Origin of the sequence: Phocaeicola sp. ICN-14070, from assembly GCF_037892625.1 — a bacterium.
GTDB lineage: Bacteria > Bacteroidota > Bacteroidia > Bacteroidales > Bacteroidaceae > Phocaeicola > Phocaeicola plebeius.
Genome location: NZ_JBBKBF010000047.1, coordinates 13,969 through 31,553, shown reverse-complemented (window position 1 = coordinate 31,553; position 17,585 = coordinate 13,969). Strand labels below are relative to the sequence as shown.

Below are 17,585 nucleotides of genomic sequence, written 5' to 3'. Positions count from 1 at the left end.
AGCTGCTGAGAATGAAGCTAAATTCCTATAGCATACCACAAAAAATGTCCGGACCGCTCACTAAAGCCATCCGGACATTTTCCATTTTATAACTATTTCCTTACAGATTATTCCTTATCCCGTTCCAGCGAGAAACGTACGGGGTCATCATATTGTTCCTGCAGTTTCAGCATTTCTGCCTTCAACTCGTCAACCACTGCCTCATACTCCTTCTGTCCATACAGATTGTGCATTTCGTGCGGGTCTGCCTGCAAGTCGTACAATTCCCATGTATCAATGTCATTATAGAAATGAATCAGTTTATAACGGTCTGTACGCACTCCATAATGGCGTTTCACCATGTGCTCTGCCGGGTATTCATAGAAATGATAGTACAAAGCCTTGCGCCAGTCTTTCGGGTGTTCACCTTTCAGCAACGGTAACAAAGATACTCCGTGCATATCAGACGGAATTTCTACTCCTGCCAAATCCAGGAAAGTAGGTCCATAGTCAATGTTCTGTACCATTTCAGTAATGTCTCCCCGACGAGTGAAGCCATCCGGCAAACGCATAATCAGCGGAGTACGCATGGATTCTTCATACATGAAACGCTTGTCGAACCAACCATGTTCTCCCATATAGAATCCCTGGTCGGAAGTATACACTACCAGCGTATTCTCCAATAATCCTTTTTCCTTCAGATAGTCCAATACGCGACCCACATTGTCATCCAACGACTTCACTGTCTTCATATAGTCACGCATGTAACGCTGGAATTTCCAGTTGGCCAAATCCTTTCCTTGAGGATTTTTCTTATAGAAATCTTCGATGATAGGACCATAGAACTTCTCCCATGCTGCACGCTGAGCGGTATCCATTCGGCCAAGGAAACTTTCATACAATGTCTTCAAACGAGAGTTCTTGTCCGGACGAAGCATCTTCAAGTCATAAATCATATCCATGTCCTTCACGATGCTCATTTCCTGAGCAGCCGCCGCTTCACGTCCCTCATAGTCATCAAAGAAGTTATCCGGCAAAGGGAAGGTCTTGTCTTCATACAAAGCCAGATTACAAGTATCTGCCATCCAATTGCGATGGATAGCCTTGTGGTGAATGAACAAGCAGAACGGCTTCTTGTCATCACGCTTGTGTTCCATCCAGTCGATGGCATCATCGGTAATGATGTTGGTTATGTAACCGTGCTTCTGAATGGTAGCATTCTGTTGCGTAATAAAATCAGGGTTATAGTAATCCCCCTGTCCCGGCACAATCTGCCAGTAATCAAACCCTGAAGGCAGACTTTCCAGATGCCACTTTCCGATAATCGCCGTCTGATAACCAGCCTTCTGCAACAGTTTCGGGAAGGTTTGCTGTGCACTGTCGAATACACAAGTAGTATTATCATAGAACTTATTGCCACAAGAATGCTTGCCTGTAATCATACAGGCACGGCTGGGACCACTCAACGAGTTTGCCACAAAACTGTTCGTAAAGCGCACTCCCTCATTGACTATGCGATCCAAGTTGGGAGTTTCCATGTAGCGCGTATCATAACAGCTCATCATCTGTGCCGTATGGTCATCGGTCATGATGTACACAATATTGTATTGCTTCTTTTCCTGCTTGTCAGTTTGCTGACAGGCTGTAGTTACGGCCGATAAAGCAACCATACCGGCAACGGGATAAAATTTATTCATAAGTCTACTTAGGTTATTCTATTCTTACAAAGCAGATATACGAAGCTTATAGCTCATCGGTTTCTGCGGAATCTGGTACTTCAGCATGGTTTCCGGACCACAACTAGCATTTCCTATTCCACGCAAAGCTGCATCCAGGTGAAGCACTACGTATGGACGCGGTTGCAATTCCCAAGTATGTTTGGTATTCATCAAGTCTTCATCCGTATAACGTAAAGCAGAGAAAGAAACATTACCCTGTGTCTGGATACGGATACCCTTTCCTGAAGCATCCTTCAAATCCATGCTACGCAAACCTTCCCGGTTACCCATAGACTGAGGTTTCACATACTTGCCGGTATCATTTGCATCCAGTGTGTAACGTCCCACAGGACATGCATCCTTACGGTCGACATAGTTTTCCCAAGGACCATGTGCATAATAGTCTACCTGAGTCAAAGTAGAATCCAGCAGGCAAACCAATCCACAGCGACGTAAGTTCGCAGTCTGAGGAGAGAAACGTACATCCATATCCATTACTCCATTCGGCATAAATGTGTACACAATGTTGGTTGCACACAAAGAACCGCCACGAGAGGTGCTTACCTGTACAATTCCTTTATCCACACTTACCTCACACGTACCGGCTGCATCCAGCCCGTTAGCAACTTCCTTAAACAAGTCATTCTCAATCCAGCGGTGGTTATCATACAAGAAACCGCCATTATGACTGATGATTTCCTTTCCAGCCATGTTCAATTGTACCATCTGTCCGGTAGCTTTATCAAAAGCTGCACGGAGGTGCTTGTTATAAAGCATCAACAGTTTATCGGTTTCCTGAATGGTCCATTCATTTTTCTTCTTCTTAAACGTCAGTTGTGGTAAATCGGCTCTCTTCTGCAATTCAAACTGGCAAGCAGCTACTTCATGTCCAGCCTCAGCCCATACAGTAGGTGCTAACATACGTACATGTAAATTGACCATCACTTCATCACCAGCCTTCTTGGCATCTGCCAAATTTACTCCTGACAGTTTCAGATTCAATACTGCAGAATCCCCCGGAAGGATATTTTCCAGTTTCAAGCTGTCAGCTCCCACAATCACTCCATTCTTCACGCTTTCCCATTTCAAATCGAACCCCTTCAATGACAAGAACGCATATTTGTTACGTACCTGCACATTGACCAGATTATGAGAAGCATCCGTACCTACACACTTAAAGGCTACATACTGATAAATGGCTTTCACCTCTTTCAGCTTCGGAGATTCCTCACGTGTAGCCGGCACAATACCGTTGGAACAGAAGTTACCCTGATGCGGGCCAGGGAAGTCATATCCTGTATGCAGGCGGTAAATACCTTTCTTTATTTCATGCGGTTCATAAATAGCCTGGTCTACCCAGTCCCAAATAGCTCCACCGATAGTAGCCGTACTGCCTTCAATACTTTCCCAATATTCTTTCAGGTTACCGATGGCATTTCCCATGGCATGTGCATATTCACACACGAAGAGCGGTTTTTCAAACGCACTTACATGCTCATCCATCCAGTCCATGCTCGGATACATCTTAGAATAGAAATCACTGAAACGGTTACCACCGTATGACTTACCATCGCGTGTACCTTCATAATGTACCGGACGGCTATCCAGCTTTTTAGCAGCGTCATAACAATCACGGAAGTTGGCTCCTCCTCCGGCTTCATTACCCAAGCTCCAGAAAATCACACTCGGATGATTGCGGTCTCTCAGCACCATCCGGTCAATACGGTCCACGAATGAAGGTATCCAGGAAGGCATGTCACTAATAGACTGGTTGGCATGGTCTTCCAGGTCAGCCTCATCCATTGTGTACAAACCATAGTAGTCAAACATAGCATACATTTTGGCTGCATTCGGATAATGAGACGTACGAATCGTATTAATATTGTTCTGTTTCATAGTCAGCACATCCCACAGCATAGACTCTGTTGTCACCGCACGACCATATACCGGATGCGTATCGTGACGGTTGGTTCCCTTGAAGAACACTCGTTTGCCATTCAAGTAAAGTAATGCCCCTTTCACCTCTATGTCACGGAAACCGTACTTCGTAGAGAAAGCCATTTCATCTTTTCCTCCCTGACGCTGTATCACTTGCACAGTATACAATGTAGGAGTTTCAGCAGTCCACAAAGACAAACCGGACAAATCGAATGACACATTAGCCGTACTTACCGGAGAAGAAGGAGCGTATTTCACAGCCACCTCCGATTCGGCTACCTTACGGCCTTCCGGATCTAACAGACGCACCAGCAGATTCTTGGTACCCTTCAGCTTGTCACGGTTATCCAAAGACAACTTCACATTCATGGTTCCACTTTTATAGTTCTTGTCTTTATCCAATAGACAAGTAATGTAATGGTCGCGCACGCTGACTTTCGGTACATTATATAAATACACATCACGGAAGATACCACTCATGCGGAACATATCCTGACATTCCAGATAAGAACCGTCACACCAGCGGAACACCTGCACAGCCAGACGATTTTCGCCCGGTTTCAGGTACTTGGTCACATCAAACTCAGCTACATTGTTTGCTCCTTGTGAATAGCCTACATATTTTCCGTTGAGATACACAAAAGCTGCACTGTAAATACCACCGAAATGAATGAAAGTACGTTTTCCATCCCAGCCTTCCGGCAAGTTAAACATACGTACATACGAACCTACCGGATTGATACCATAGTTCTTTCCGCCATCGTTAAAACCTTTACGAGCCTGAATATAAGGCGGTGTGTTGGCATGCGGGAATTCTACATTAGCATAAATCGGACGGTCGTAGCCCTGCATTTCCCAGTTAGACGGCACAGGAATACGGTCCCATCCCGATACATCGAAATCTTCCTTATCAAAATCCAGCGGACGTTTTGAAGGTTCTGACACCCAATGAAAAGCCCATGTACCGTTCAGCAGCATATAGGCAGAGTTATGTACTTCCTCCCAAGGGCGGTCATAGAAAGCCTTGTCTGCCAGCATATCTTTCTCTGAAGGATAAGGCATGTACGTGGCATGACCTGCTTCCTTATTTTCTTCAAAGCGAGTTTCATCTTCCCAGTACACTTTTTCGCGTGCAGCCATACCCGCTCCTTCGGGCATAGGCACAGCGCTTACCCGTATCTGGAACAAAGAAGCTTCCATCGTTTCAGCCTTCTTTCTATCCATCAACTGCAGACGGCCATCTTTCTGACATACCAGCATAAGTGATGGAGTATTAGCCGGAGCCAGTCTTACCCCGTTTGCGGTTTCCTGTATGTTCCACAACTGCGCCTCATCACTTCCATTCACCTCTGTAACGGCCAATGCCTTATGGTCTACATCAGCTCTCAGCGCCTTGTCCTCGAATACATTCACCAAACGGAAACTTCCCGATAGCTCGTTAATGTTCCACTGCTGTGCCTGGTCGTCCTTACTCAATGATTTCAATATTACAGACGAACCCTTATCATAACCCAGTACCTTATTTGATACCTTTGCAGGGAACACATTATAAAGTTTGTCTTTATCGTATCTGCTTTGCGAAGATACATTCTGAGCCATCCATACCAGAAGTCCCAGGACCATCAAAAAACGATAAATTCTAATCATAGCATTTACAATATTAAAGTGGAATACATACTAAATTTCTAACTTTTCCTTTAAATCCCATTTTGGTATCCCCCAACTGTTTCAAGGGGAAAATTAAAGTTTCCTGATACCAGAAGCGATCTTTCCGCTGCCTTTTCTCGTTATACACCTCTCCGACACGACCTTCCAATCTTTCCTGAAGCTGCCCGTTCACAAACAGAGAAGTACCTTTTACATCACCCTCAATTCTTACTTTACTCCATTGTCCGGCAGGCAAACGATATGCATGGAACACAAACTCATAGCCATCACGACGGAAAGCAAACTTACCGGTATTCTGCCAGTTGGAAACAAATTCTGAATGCGGACCTTTGAACAATATGGCATCAACATTAGGCGTCGTATCCGGACACAATTCAAATTCCACCGCATAAGGATAGCCTATTTCATCTACTTCCGTAGTTACAACCTCTGTACCAGACAAAGTCACTTCTTTTCCTGCTTCAATCAGTGTAGTCTGCTTGTCTACCTTAGCCAACAAGTTTACACCCGGAGCCTCAGGAGTAGTAGCGCAAAGCGCCATGAACTGTTCAAAAGGCACTTTATCTGCATTTTCACCTTTCCACATCTTTTCACACACCACCTGCAAGCCTGGGAAGGTACGGTAATGTACATCCTGCTCACTGATACCATTACCCACACGGTCATTCCAAACCGCCAGCATTGCACCCAAGAAGTTAGGATGACGTACGGTCATCTTCGGATCGTCCATCCGCATCATCTCCGGCATCCAGTTTTCATACAGCCACTGATAATTCAAGAAGTCATAATAATAATGTGCTGCAGGCACCAGATACAACAGTCCATCACACAAATTCACGACCTTGGCACCCGCATCCAGACAAGTCTGCACATCCATCCAATCATAGTTCCATGCACTCACCACTTTGCCCTTCAAATCAATAGGTGTATTTCCTTTCATCACATTCAAGCTTCCCCACAAACGCGGAGTCTTACCGTATTTCGATACAAAATCAAGATAATGATTTGTAAAGTGACGGAATTGTTCTGATTCTTTCCGGTTATACTCATCTGTACCGATATGCACCTCCGGTCCTACAAACACGGGATTCTCGCCCGACAGATATTCATCGAACAAGGTATCCACAAAATCATACACCTCTTGTTTGTATAAATCCAAATGGTCCATACCATATTCTTTATTATCAGCAGCCAGACGCGGATTATATTGTGTAAAGGCTAATGAGTGAGCAGGCACATCAATCTCCGGAATCACATTAATACCATAACGTGCAGCCATAATCTGGAAATCACGGAATTCCTCTTTTGTATAAGAACCGTCCTTAGCTGTCAGCCCTGGGAAACGTTCACTTTCCAAACGGAAAGCCGCATACGTTTTGTTCCAGTCATTCCCAAAAAATTCCACAAAGCCATTGTCGTTCAAATGTACTTGCAACTCATTCAGTTTATAGAACGAAAGAATCTTGACATAATCACGCAAATAGTCCATCGTAAAGAACTTACGAGCCACATCAATCATAAATCCTCGGCTCGGATACAAAGGAAAGTCTGTAGCCCGTCCTTTCATCAATCCCTCCGGTTGATTATGAATCATCTGAAGTAACGTACGCGTACCCCAGAAAACACCTTTGGAGGTAGGTGCCTCAATGGTAACCTCACCCTGAATATTCATCCGGTACCCTTCTTCACCCAAAGCTTTGTCCGGCTTACTCAAAGTCAGATAGACAGTTCCTTTTTCTTTCTTTCCTACTACGACGCTGTACTCCCAACCAAACATTTCCTTCAGGTCCTGCGCCAGGATTTCGGCCTCTCCTTTCAGCTCATTTTCTTCATCCGAAGATACAATCACTTTCCCTGTTTCTGGAAGTACCAGTTTTCCTTTTGACGATTTCCACTGCTGCAAGGCAGGAATCACTTGTGGCACATTCTGGCCTACGGCCATCATCAGCCCACACAACCACATCACACTACATAGAATCAAATGTCTCATTGTATCAAATTTAAAGTTTACATATTTATCTTAAGAAATAACCGTTTCTGCAGAAATCAACGGCACTCATACTAAAAATTATAATCTATATTGATTAAGAAAACGCTAAACCATGAACAAATAAAACCAGCGATTTTTCTCATACTATTTATTTAAGGATTTTAGTTTCGAATACAAAAGTATGCATTTTTCTTCTCTTCATCACTTTTAAAGACTGATTTTTAAGTCTTAAAAATATCTATTAATAAGATTCGGAAATAAACGGAACATGCTTACGAACATGAAACATAGAACATTTCTGCCCATTTTGAAGAATCCCTTTATATTTTCTACGTTTCCCCACAGAGAAACCTACGTTTTCCGAACCAGAAACATACGGTTCCGCATTGAGAAACCTATGTTTCCCTCATGGGAAACATAAAAATCTCTCCAATAAAAGTAACTTTATTCCAAGAGATTTGACTTTATGCTTTATCGCATCCCGAAAAATTCGCTTCGCACGCCTCAAAAAAGAATAATTTCCAAATAAATCGTATCTTTGCACATCGTAAGGTTGCAACTTAGAATAAACTATATACGTATATGGAAAAGAACTTTAAACGAACGACCGTTACATCGGCTCTGCCATACGCAAACGGTCCGGTCCATATCGGCCATCTGGCAGGGGTTTATGTGCCGGCCGATATTTACGTGCGCTATCTGCGCCTGAAAAAAGAAGACGTGCTCTTTATCGGAGGTTCGGATGAGCATGGAGTGCCCATCACTATCCGCGCCAAAAAAGAAGGCGTAACTCCACAAGATATCGTAGACCGTTATCATACCCTCATCAAGGATTCTTTCAAAGAGTTCGGTATCTCATTCGATGTGTACGGACGTACCTCTTCACCCACTCACCATCAGTTAGCATCTGACTTTTTCCGTAAATTGTATGACAAGCATGAGTTTATCGAAAAAACTTCCATGCAATATTATGACGAGGAAGCTCACACATTCTTAGCTGACCGTTACATCACGGGAGAATGCCCTCGCTGCCATGCAGAAGGTGCTTACGGCGACCAGTGCGAGAAATGTGGAAGTACACTTTCTCCTACAGAACTGATAAACCCGAAAAGTGCCATCAGCGGAAGCCAGCCTGTCATGAAGGAAACCAAACACTGGTATTTGCCACTTGACAAACACGAAGGCTGGTTGCGCAAATGGATTCTGGAAGATCACAAGGAATGGCGTCCGAATGTATACGGACAGTGCAAGAGTTGGCTGGATATGGGGCTGCAGCCTCGTGCCGTGAGCCGCGACCTTGACTGGGGTATTCCGGTTCCGGTAGAAGGTGCAGAAGGAAAAGTATTGTATGTATGGTTCGATGCACCTATCGGCTATATCTCTAACACAAAAGAACTGTTGCCCGATTCATGGGAGAAATGGTGGAAAGACCCTGAAACACGCCTGATTCATTTCATTGGAAAAGATAACATCGTGTTCCACTGTATCGTATTCCCGGCCATGTTGAAGGCAGAAGGAAGCTACATTCTTCCGGACAACGTACCTTCTAACGAGTTCCTGAACCTGGAAGGTGACAAGATTTCAACTTCACGCAACTGGGCAGTATGGTTGCACGAGTACCTGCAGGATTTCCCTGGCAAACAGGATGTATTGCGCTACGTGCTGACTGCTAACGCTCCGGAAACTAAGGACAACGACTTTACATGGAAAGATTTCCAGGCTCGTAACAACAACGAACTGGTAGCAGTATACGGTAACTTCGTAAACCGTGCCCTGGTGCTGACTCACAAATATTTCGATGGAAAGGTTCCGGCTTGTGGTGAATTGAACGACTACGACCGTGAAACACTGAAGGAATTTGCCGACGTAAAAGAAGAAGTAGAAAAACTGCTGAACGTGTTCAAATTCCGCGACGCACAGAAAGAAGCCATGAACCTGGCCCGCATCGGAAACAAATACTTGGCAGATACAGAACCATGGAAACTGGCTAAAACCGACATGGCACGTGTGGCTACCATCCTGAACATTTCACTGCAGTTGGTTGCCAACCTGGCCATTGCTTTTGAACCGTTCCTGCCGTTCAGTTCTGAAAAACTGCGCAAGATGCTGAACATGGAAAGCTTCGACTGGGAACAGCTGGGACGTACAGACTTGCTGGCAGAAGGCCATCAGCTGAACAAGCCTGAACTGTTGTTCGAAAAGATTGAAGACGACGTTATTCAGGCACAGGTAGATAAATTGCTGGCTACCAAGAAGGCCAACGAAGCAGCCAATTACAAGGCTAATCCGATTAAACCGACCATTGCTTTCGAAGAATTTGAGAAACTCGACATCCGTGTAGGTACTGTATTGGAATGCGAAAATGTACCTAAGATGAAGAAGCTGCTGAAATTCAAGATTGCCGACGGACTGGAAAACCGTACCATTGTCAGCGGTATTGCTCAGCATTACAAACCGGAAGACTTGGTAGGCAAGCAAGTGCTGTTTATCGCCAACTTAGCTCCTCGTCAGTTCAAAAACGGCCTGGTGAGCGAAGGTATGATTCTCAGCGCAGAAAACTTTGACGGTTCATTGTCCGTTACCACTACTTTGAACGAAGTAAAACCAGGAAGCGAAGTAAAATAATCTACTTTAAATAATTAAAGAAATTGAGAATGAGCGGATAAGAGAATCCCGCCATTCTCAATTTTCTTTTCCTCATAAACTCCACACAATCCTCAAATATGGCAGAGTCACTTAAAGAAAAAACGGCGAAAGGCTTGTTTTGGAGTGGCATCAATAACGGTGCTATGCAGCTCTTGAACCTGATATTCGGAATCGTGACTTCACGCATTCTGAATGATACCGATTACGGTATGATAGGTATGCTGAGTATCTTTTCTCTCATTGCAGCATCTCTTCAGGAAAGCGGATTCACTTCGGCACTTGCCAACAAGAAAGAAATCCGCCACGAAGATTACAACGCTGTATTCTGGTTCAGCAGCGCCATAAGTGTCACACTCTACCTCATCTTGTTTTTCTGTGCCCCACTGATAGCCGATTTCTACGACAATGAAAATCTGATTCCTCTGGCTCGATATGCTTTTTTAGGCTTTGTTATTTCCAGCCTGGGCATTTCACAGAACGCTTATTTGTTCCGCAACCTGATGGTCAAACAAAAAACCATTGCCAGCATCAGCGGACTAGCCGTTTCAGGCATCGTAGGAATCATTATGGCCTGCTTGGGATGTTCTTACTGGAGCATTGCAACACAAAGCATTGTCTACATCAGCGTCCTGAACATCTGCCTGTGGAGTTTTTCACCCTGGAGACCCACCCTGAAATTCAGTTTCAAACCTCTGAAAGGGATGGTAAACTTCAGTGCCAAACTGATGATAACCAATATCTTCAATCATATCAACAATAACTTGTTTTCCATCATTTTAGGGAAATACTATTCCGAAAAAGAAGTTGGACAATTTAACCAAGCCAACAAATGGAACTACATGGGGCACTCCTTTATCAGCAGCATGGTAGGCAGTGTGGCACAGCCCATGTTCAATCAGGTAGGAAGCGACCAGACACGCCAGCAGCGCGTTTTCCGCAAAATGCTCCGATTCACAGCCTTCATTGCTTTTCCTTCCATGTTGGGATTATCGTTCATCGCTCCAGAACTGATTACGATTACCATCACAGCCAAATGGCTACCAAGCGCACATATCCTGCAAATACTTGCAATAGGTGGCGCATTTATCCCCATTACAGCCCTCTATTCAAACCTTATTATCAGCAAAGGGAAATCCAATATCTTCATGTGGAATACCATCACATTGGGCATCCTGCAATTGATTGCCATGCTGATACTCAGCCCGTACGGACTGAAAAACATGCTGACAGTCTATGTGGCTATTAATATCGGATGGCTGTTTGTATGGCATTATTTTGTGTTCCGTGAGATAAAACTTTCTCTATGGGCCGCACTAAAAGATGTAGTTCCGTATGCTGGTATAGCTCTACTTGCCATAGCTGCGGCCTACTTTATCACTGGGCATATAACTGACATCTATCTGCTCATCCTTACCAAGATAACCGTTACAGCCATACTCTATGGAGGACTGATGTGGATATGCGGTTCAGAAACCTTCAAGGAAAGCCTCAGCTATCTGCTGAAGAAGACAAGAAAAAAATAAGATAAGTTTATCTATCTTTATTACTTTTGCAGATAGAAATTACAAATAAAACCTTTTATGAAAGAAGCCCTTACGCCACAGGTAAAAGTTTCGGTAGTAATGTGTACCTATAACGGAGAGAAATATCTCCGGGAACAGATTGAATCCATCCTGAACCAAACCTGCCCCGTTTACGAACTGATTATCCAGGATGACCGTTCTACCGATCGTACAGTTGAAATTGTCCGCGAATACCAGCAGAAGGATTCCCGCGTAAAGCTGTTTGTGAACGAACAGTCACTGGGCTTCAACTATAATTTCTCAACCGCTTTCACCCGGGCTACAGGAGAATACATTGCCTCGACCGACCAGGATGACATTTGGCGTACCGACAAGATTGAGGTACTGATGAAACACGTCGAAGGCTACAGCCTGTTATTCCACAATTCCCAGCTCTTCACAACAGACATCACACACTCCCTGGGAATGAAAAATTCATCCAACGTACTTTATAACCCGCTTTTCCTATTGATGAAACCCTATGTGCCCGGTCATGAATGCTTTTTCAGCCGCACCATCCTTCCGCGCTTCATGGAAGCTGTGGAAAAGGAACATCGTATATCCTACGATTCACTGTTGATGCTGGCAGCCGTGACCTGCGGACCTATAAGATTCATAAATGAAGCATTGGTGTACTGGCGCCGTCATCCCCAAGCCACTTCTTATCTGAGCAGCAGCCACTACAGCTTGCTGAAAGGATTGGTATCCGCAGTACAAACCCTAAGCAATAAGGATAAGCGCAAAATTACCCAACGTTATTTCATGGCTCTAAGCGATTACCCCTTTACAGACTATGCAGCTGCAAAAATTATACGTTGCATGAAAAAAGGGAATTTATGGGGCATTCTGCAAAGCTGTATGCTCTGCTGCCACAACCGTAAACAGCTTTATCCCTATCACAACCCGCTGCAATCATGTATCAAGTCATTTTTCACACCATTGTATTTCATTCGCGACTGCAGCCAGTTCATCATCTGTTAAAATCGTAAGAATATGATTCGCTTCACCGTTTTTCCACGTTTGCACATCCTTCCTCACCAAAAGGCCAATCCTTATATCCGTGATTTTGTAGCTGCATTAGAACAGGAAAATGTATCCAAAGTGGTCAATCCGCCACACAAGAACCCATTGTTCAGCCTGCTGCCTCCCAAACGGTGGGGAGATGTATTTATATTTAACTGGTTTGAAAGTATTCCCGATTTCAAATACGGACCATTGCAGTCTGTTGTGGCAGTCTGCTTCGTCATACTGCTGAAACTATGCGGACGAAAAATAGTATGGGTATTACACAACAAAAAGCCTCATGCTGGAGGCCATGCACGATTGAAAAAATTCCTCACCCGCTTCATCGCACAAAAATCGGACCTTATCCTGACGCATGCCACCGAAGGTGTGAAAATGATTGAGGCTCATTATCCCTATGCCGCCGGAAAGATACATTTCCTTCATCATCCTACCAAAAACCGTCTGCCGGAATCACTACCTGCAGAAATACCGGAATACGACATACTTATCTGGGGAAACATCTCACCCTATAAAGGAGTACTGGAATATCTTTCCTATCTGAAGAACAACCCGCAAGACCTCAAAGTATGTATTATTGGAAAATGTTCACCGAATTCATTAGCCAATGAGATACGCCAGATAGCGCCCCCGAACGTCACTTTTATCTGTGAAAGCCCTTCATTCGAGGAACTGGCACACTATATCCGGAAATCGGCGTTTGTGCTTGCCCCTTATTGTCCTGATTCGGTGCTGAGTTCAGGAATTCTGATGGATTCACTCTCTTTCGGAAGCAAGATTATCGGACCAGAAGTAGGTTCATTTAAGGATTATGCACGTGAAAAGCGCCTGAACGTCTACACGTTTCATAACTACGAGGATATAGAAAAAACGGTCGCTTGCTATAAAACGACTCCCATATCCTTTGAAGACTATCGGAGCTTTCTGGATGAGAACAACTGGAAACACTTCGGAAACCGAATCATTAAATTAGTAAAATCCCTCAAATAAAATGACGAACACCTACGCACCTATCCTGCTATTTGTATATAACCGTCCGGAACATGTCCGCCGGAATATCCAGGCACTACTGAAAAATGAACTGGCAGCCGAAAGCGAATTGTTTATCTATTCGGATGCGGCAAAAGATGAAACATCACAGGCTGCCGTAAAAGAAGTACGCGCTTTTATCCGGTCAATACAAGGATTCAAGAAAATAACCATTACCGAACGTGCGGAAAACTGGGGACTCGCCCGTAGTATCATCGATGGAGTGACAACCCTGATAAACCGTTACGGTCGTGTCATCGTACTGGAAGACGACCTCGTCGTGGCCCCTCATTTCCTGCAGTTCATGAATGATGCCTTGGAAACTTATCGTGATGAAGAGCGGGTAGGTCATATCCAGGCCTGTGATTTTACTCATGACCCCTCCCTGCCCGATACTTTTCTCATTAAATGGACCGGAAGCTGGGGTTGGGGTACCTGGGACCGCGCCTGGAAACATTTCAATGCCGACGGAAAGGCACTGCTGACAGAACTGGAAAGCAGAAAGCTTACCTATACCTTCGACTTTAACGGCAAATATGGTTACACCCGTATGCTGCGCCGGCAAATTGAAGGTAAAAATAATTCATGGGCCATTCGCTGGAATGCTTCACTTTTTCTAAAAGGCATACTCTCGCTTAACGTCGGGAAATCGCTGGTGCAAAACGAAGGATTCGATGGAAGCGGTACCAACTGCGGCGGAGGAGGATTGTACGCATCCGAATTGTACATGGAGCGACTTCCTGTAAAAAAGATTTCCCCTATAGAAGAAAATATACAGGCACGTAATGCCTATGTCCGCTACTATGCCCGCACCAATTCATTCATGGCAAAGGCCATACGACGCATCAAACGTACATTGAAAGGAGACTTCGGCGCATGAAAATATACTATTACCACACCCGACCTATTGCTTCTGCCCTAAAAGAATGGAAGGAGCATACACATCCTGGACATATCCTATACGGACTTACCCACTTCCCTAAAAACGGGATTGACCCAGTGCTTCACCCATACAAACATTTCACCTCACGCTGGAAACTGATGTGGTATAACCTACACGCCATTCTGAGGTGTAAAGAAAATTATGATGTAGTTTATGGCACCTCTTACCGGGGACTGGAACTTCTCATATTCTTACGAGCTCTCGGCCTGTTCCGTAAACCAATAGCCGTCTGGCATCACCAAGCCGTCCCCCAAAGCAAAGGTTGGCTGAAAAATCTTCTTTCCCGCCTTTTCTATAAGGGTATAGACTGTATGTTCTTTTTCAGCAAGGCATTAATAGACGATTCCCTGAAAACTGGAAAGGTAAAAGAAAAAGACATGTACCTTATCCATTGGGGGGCCGATCTGGACTTCTACGACCGCATGCGGAATGAGGCGAAAGACAAAGAGTTCATCTCTACAGGAAAGGAAAATCGAGATCTGGCAACCTTACTCCAGGCTTTCAGCCATACCGGACTGGAATTCGACCTCTATACTTCCCCAGCTAACGGTGACCAGAAATATGAGGAAATCACCAACCGGTTTCAAGGGAAAAACAATATCCATATCCACATAGTAGAAGGTATCATACCGTATCAGTTAGCACTGGAGGTAGCTCGCTCAAAAGTTGTCGTCATTTCCTGCCTTAACTATCCTTACACTGTCGGACTAACTACGCTGGTAGAGGCACTGGCACTCGGGCTTCCAATCATTTCAACCCGAAACACCAACTTTGAAATGAATCTGGAACTGGAACAAGCCGGTATGTTAGTAGATTACGGTGATGTGGCAGGATGGGAAAAGGCTTTACAATATCTGCATGACCATCCGGAACAAGCCCTCAAAATGGGAGAAAACGGTAGAAAACTTGCAGAAACGACCTACAACCTGGAAAATTACAGCCGTGAACTTTCGGAAGTCCTGCTAAAAAGATTTAACCGGTAGCATGCTTTCAAAAAAGAATAATGTACCTTTGCAATAAAATTAAGCCGACAGACTAATGAGAGTACTGATCATCAATACCGCAGAACGCATCGGAGGAGCTGCCATCGCAGCCAACCGACTGATGGAAGCTTTAAAGAACAACGGAATAAAAGCCAAGATGCTGGTCCGTAACAAGCAAACCGATCAGGTGACGGTGGTTGCCCTCAAGAAATCATGGCGCAGAATCTGGCAGTTCACCTGGGAACGAATTGTCATCTGGGCAGCCAACGGATTCAAACGGCATAACCTTTTTGCGGTGGATATTGCCAACACGGGTACAGATATTACCTCCTTACCAGAATTCCGTCAGGCAGATGTGATTCACCTGCATTGGATTAACCAAGGCATGCTTTCCTTGAAAGATATCCAGCGCATTCTTGCTTCCGGAAAGCCTGTGGTATGGACTATGCACGACATGTGGCCTTTCACCGGCATCTGCCATTATTCCGGGGAATGCGAGAAATATACCGCACAATGTCATGACTGTCCGCTTCTACTGAAGCCTCATCATCATGACTTGTCGGAAAAGACATTCCATAAAAAGCAAAAGCTCTACACTACGGCTCCCATCACGTTTATCGCCTGCAGCCAATGGCTGGAAGCCATGGCACGCAAAAGCAGCCTGCTGCAAGAACACACCATTACAAACATTCCCAATGCGATTAATACCAATCTATTCAAGCCGCGTGCCAAGAAATTCGCACGCGAAAAGCTGCACCTGCCCACCGACAAGAAGCTTCTTTTGTTCGGTTCCATGAAAATTACGGATAAGCGTAAAGGAATAGACTACCTGATTGAAGCATGCAAACTGCTGGCTCAACAGGAACCGGAATTGAGTCAGCAATTAGGAGTAGTGGTATTAGGAAGTCAGGCCGAACAGTGCAAATCACTTTTCCCCTTCCCTATCTATCCCATGAATTACGTGAGCAATGAAAAAGAGCTGGTAGATATATACAATGCCGTCGACCTCTACGTCACTCCTTCCTTGCAGGATAACCTACCAAATACCATTGTCGAGGCAATGGCCTGTGGCATTCCTTGTGTAGGATTTAATGTAGGAGGTATTCCGCAAATGATTGACCATTTACACAATGGCTACGTGGCCCAATATAAATCGGCTGACGACCTGGCCAACGGCATTTGCTGGACGCTGACAGAGGGAGACTACGAAACATTAAGCTCCGAAGCCTATCGCAAGGCTGTGACAACCTACTCTGAAGCAACTGTAGCCAGCCAATACATTCAAATATACAACCACATCACCGGAAAAAATGCATAACATTCATCATTTACATCCGAAGTTTTCCATCATCACGGTTACTTATAATGCCGGAGCCGTACTGGAGGACACTATTCAGAGTGTCATCACCCAGACCTACAAGAATGTGGAATACATCATCGTGGACGGAGGTTCCAAGGACAGAACTTTACAAATCATTGAACAATACAAGGAACATATACATACCGTAATCAGTGAGCCGGATAAAGGACTGTATGATGCCATGAACAAGGGAATCAAGCTGGCCACCGGTGATTACCTTTGCTTCCTGAATGCAGGCGACGAACTGCATGAGGATGATACTCTCCAGCTGATGGTACACTCCATTACAGAGTCCACACTTCCGGATGTGCTATATGGTGACACAGCCATTGTGGACGAAGAAGGACACTTCCTGCACATGCGCCGCTTGGCTCCTCCAGAAAACCTGAACTGGAAAAGTTTCAAGGAAGGCATGCTCGTATGTCACCAGGCTTTCTTCGCACGACGTGACCTTGTAGAGCCCTACAACCTTCATTATCGTTTTTCAGCAGACTTTGACTGGTGCATCCGCATCATGAAGAAAAGCCAGGTACTCCACCACACTCATCTGGTGCTTATCGACTACCTGAATGAAGGAATGACTACACGCAACCACAAAGCTTCCCTAAAAGAACGTTTCCGCATCATGTGCAAGCATTACGGTGTAGTATCTACCGTACTGCGTCATGCCTGGTTTGTCATCCGGGCCCTGAAAACTAAAAAACGTCCCAGTTAAGTGGCCTGAGCCTCTTCACTGGAACGCTTTT

General features: G+C 44.7%; 11 protein-coding genes. 8 read left to right on the top strand and 3 right to left on the bottom strand.

The features are described 5' to 3' along the window. Positions 1 to 107: 107 nt before the first annotated feature. Genes WKT20_RS12510 through WKT20_RS12500 form a run of 3 tightly spaced genes read right to left on the bottom strand, consistent with a single transcriptional unit; the run spans position 108 to position 7,293 of the window. Positions 108 to 1,649, bottom strand: a complete 1,542-nt coding sequence (locus tag WKT20_RS12510; protein ID WP_445323286.1) for a sulfatase family protein — start codon at positions 1,647 to 1,649, stop codon at positions 108 to 110. A gap of 51 nt (positions 1,650 to 1,700) precedes the next feature. Further along, entirely contained in the window at positions 1,701 to 5,282 is a 3,582-nt protein-coding gene (locus tag WKT20_RS12505; RefSeq protein ID WP_340417456.1) for a glycoside hydrolase family 2 TIM barrel-domain containing protein, read from the bottom strand. 13 nt (positions 5,283 to 5,295) lie between these two features. Further along, a complete protein-coding gene (locus tag WKT20_RS12500) occupies positions 5,296 to 7,293 on the bottom strand; it encodes a family 20 glycosylhydrolase (protein WP_340417455.1) in 1,998 nt (665 codons plus the stop codon). A 582-nt stretch (positions 7,294 to 7,875) separates the two neighbouring features. On the opposite strand from WKT20_RS12500, the gene metG reads away from it, so the two are divergent. From metG to WKT20_RS12460, 8 genes are all read left to right on the top strand, one after another. After that, on the top strand, positions 7,876 to 9,918 hold the full coding sequence (gene metG / locus WKT20_RS12495; RefSeq protein ID WP_022054295.1) for a methionine--tRNA ligase: 2,043 nt from the start codon (positions 7,876 to 7,878) through the stop codon (positions 9,916 to 9,918). A gap of 98 nt (positions 9,919 to 10,016) precedes the next feature. Further along, a complete protein-coding gene (locus WKT20_RS12490; protein ID WP_118026092.1) occupies positions 10,017 to 11,462 on the top strand; it encodes a lipopolysaccharide biosynthesis protein in 1,446 nt (481 codons plus the stop codon). A 57-nt stretch (positions 11,463 to 11,519) separates the two neighbouring features. Then, on the top strand, positions 11,520 to 12,482 hold the full coding sequence (locus WKT20_RS12485) for a glycosyltransferase (protein WP_304253317.1): 963 nt from the start codon (positions 11,520 to 11,522) through the stop codon (positions 12,480 to 12,482). 12 nt (positions 12,483 to 12,494) lie between these two features. Then, the gene (locus tag WKT20_RS12480; RefSeq protein WP_304253319.1) at positions 12,495 to 13,514 is read left to right on the top strand and encodes an exopolysaccharide biosynthesis protein; all 1,020 of its coding nucleotides are present in this window, start codon (positions 12,495 to 12,497) and stop codon (positions 13,512 to 13,514) included. Position 13,515: 1 nt separating this feature from the next. Next, positions 13,516 to 14,433, top strand: a complete 918-nt coding sequence (locus tag WKT20_RS12475) for a glycosyltransferase (protein WP_304184171.1) — start codon at positions 13,516 to 13,518, stop codon at positions 14,431 to 14,433. Then, positions 14,430 to 15,479 (top strand): glycosyltransferase, encoded by a 1,050-nt coding sequence (locus WKT20_RS12470; protein WP_304184169.1) that lies wholly within the window; start codon positions 14,430 to 14,432, stop codon positions 15,477 to 15,479. The genes WKT20_RS12475 and WKT20_RS12470 overlap by 4 nt, the downstream gene beginning before the upstream one ends. 55 nt (positions 15,480 to 15,534) lie before the next feature. Beyond that, on the top strand, positions 15,535 to 16,797 hold the full coding sequence (locus WKT20_RS12465; RefSeq protein ID WP_304310655.1) for a glycosyltransferase family 4 protein: 1,263 nt from the start codon (positions 15,535 to 15,537) through the stop codon (positions 16,795 to 16,797). After that, positions 16,790 to 17,554: a glycosyltransferase family 2 protein gene (locus tag WKT20_RS12460; RefSeq protein WP_117670039.1), complete on the top strand. Its 765-nt coding sequence runs from the start codon at positions 16,790 to 16,792 to the stop codon at positions 17,552 to 17,554. Before WKT20_RS12465 ends, WKT20_RS12460 begins: the two co-directional genes overlap by 8 nt. The last annotated feature ends 31 nt before the right edge of the window (positions 17,555 to 17,585 follow it).

Excerpts from the sequence above, each read along its gene's own strand:
- WKT20_RS12470 (WP_304184169.1), top strand. The coding sequence starts at position 14,430 with ATGAAAATATACTATTACCACACCCGACCTATTGCTTCTGCCCTAAAA.
- WKT20_RS12475 (WP_304184171.1), top strand. The coding sequence starts at position 13,516 with ATGACGAACACCTACGCACCTATCCTGCTATTTGTATATAACCGTCCG.
- WKT20_RS12510 (WP_445323286.1), bottom strand. The coding sequence starts at position 1,649 with ATGGTTGCTTTATCGGCCGTAACTACAGCCTGTCAGCAAACTGACAAG.
- WKT20_RS12505 (WP_340417456.1), bottom strand. The coding sequence starts at position 5,282 with ATGATTAGAATTTATCGTTTTTTGATGGTCCTGGGACTTCTGGTATGG.
- WKT20_RS12500 (WP_340417455.1), bottom strand. The coding sequence starts at position 7,293 with ATGAGACATTTGATTCTATGTAGTGTGATGTGGTTGTGTGGGCTGATG.
- WKT20_RS12465 (WP_304310655.1), top strand. The coding sequence starts at position 15,535 with ATGAGAGTACTGATCATCAATACCGCAGAACGCATCGGAGGAGCTGCC.
- WKT20_RS12480 (WP_304253319.1), top strand. The coding sequence starts at position 12,495 with ATGATTCGCTTCACCGTTTTTCCACGTTTGCACATCCTTCCTCACCAA.
- WKT20_RS12460 (WP_117670039.1), top strand. The coding sequence starts at position 16,790 with ATGCATAACATTCATCATTTACATCCGAAGTTTTCCATCATCACGGTT.
- WKT20_RS12485 (WP_304253317.1), top strand. The coding sequence starts at position 11,520 with ATGAAAGAAGCCCTTACGCCACAGGTAAAAGTTTCGGTAGTAATGTGT.
- WKT20_RS12490 (WP_118026092.1), top strand. The coding sequence starts at position 10,017 with ATGGCAGAGTCACTTAAAGAAAAAACGGCGAAAGGCTTGTTTTGGAGT.
- metG (WP_022054295.1), top strand. The coding sequence starts at position 7,876 with ATGGAAAAGAACTTTAAACGAACGACCGTTACATCGGCTCTGCCATAC.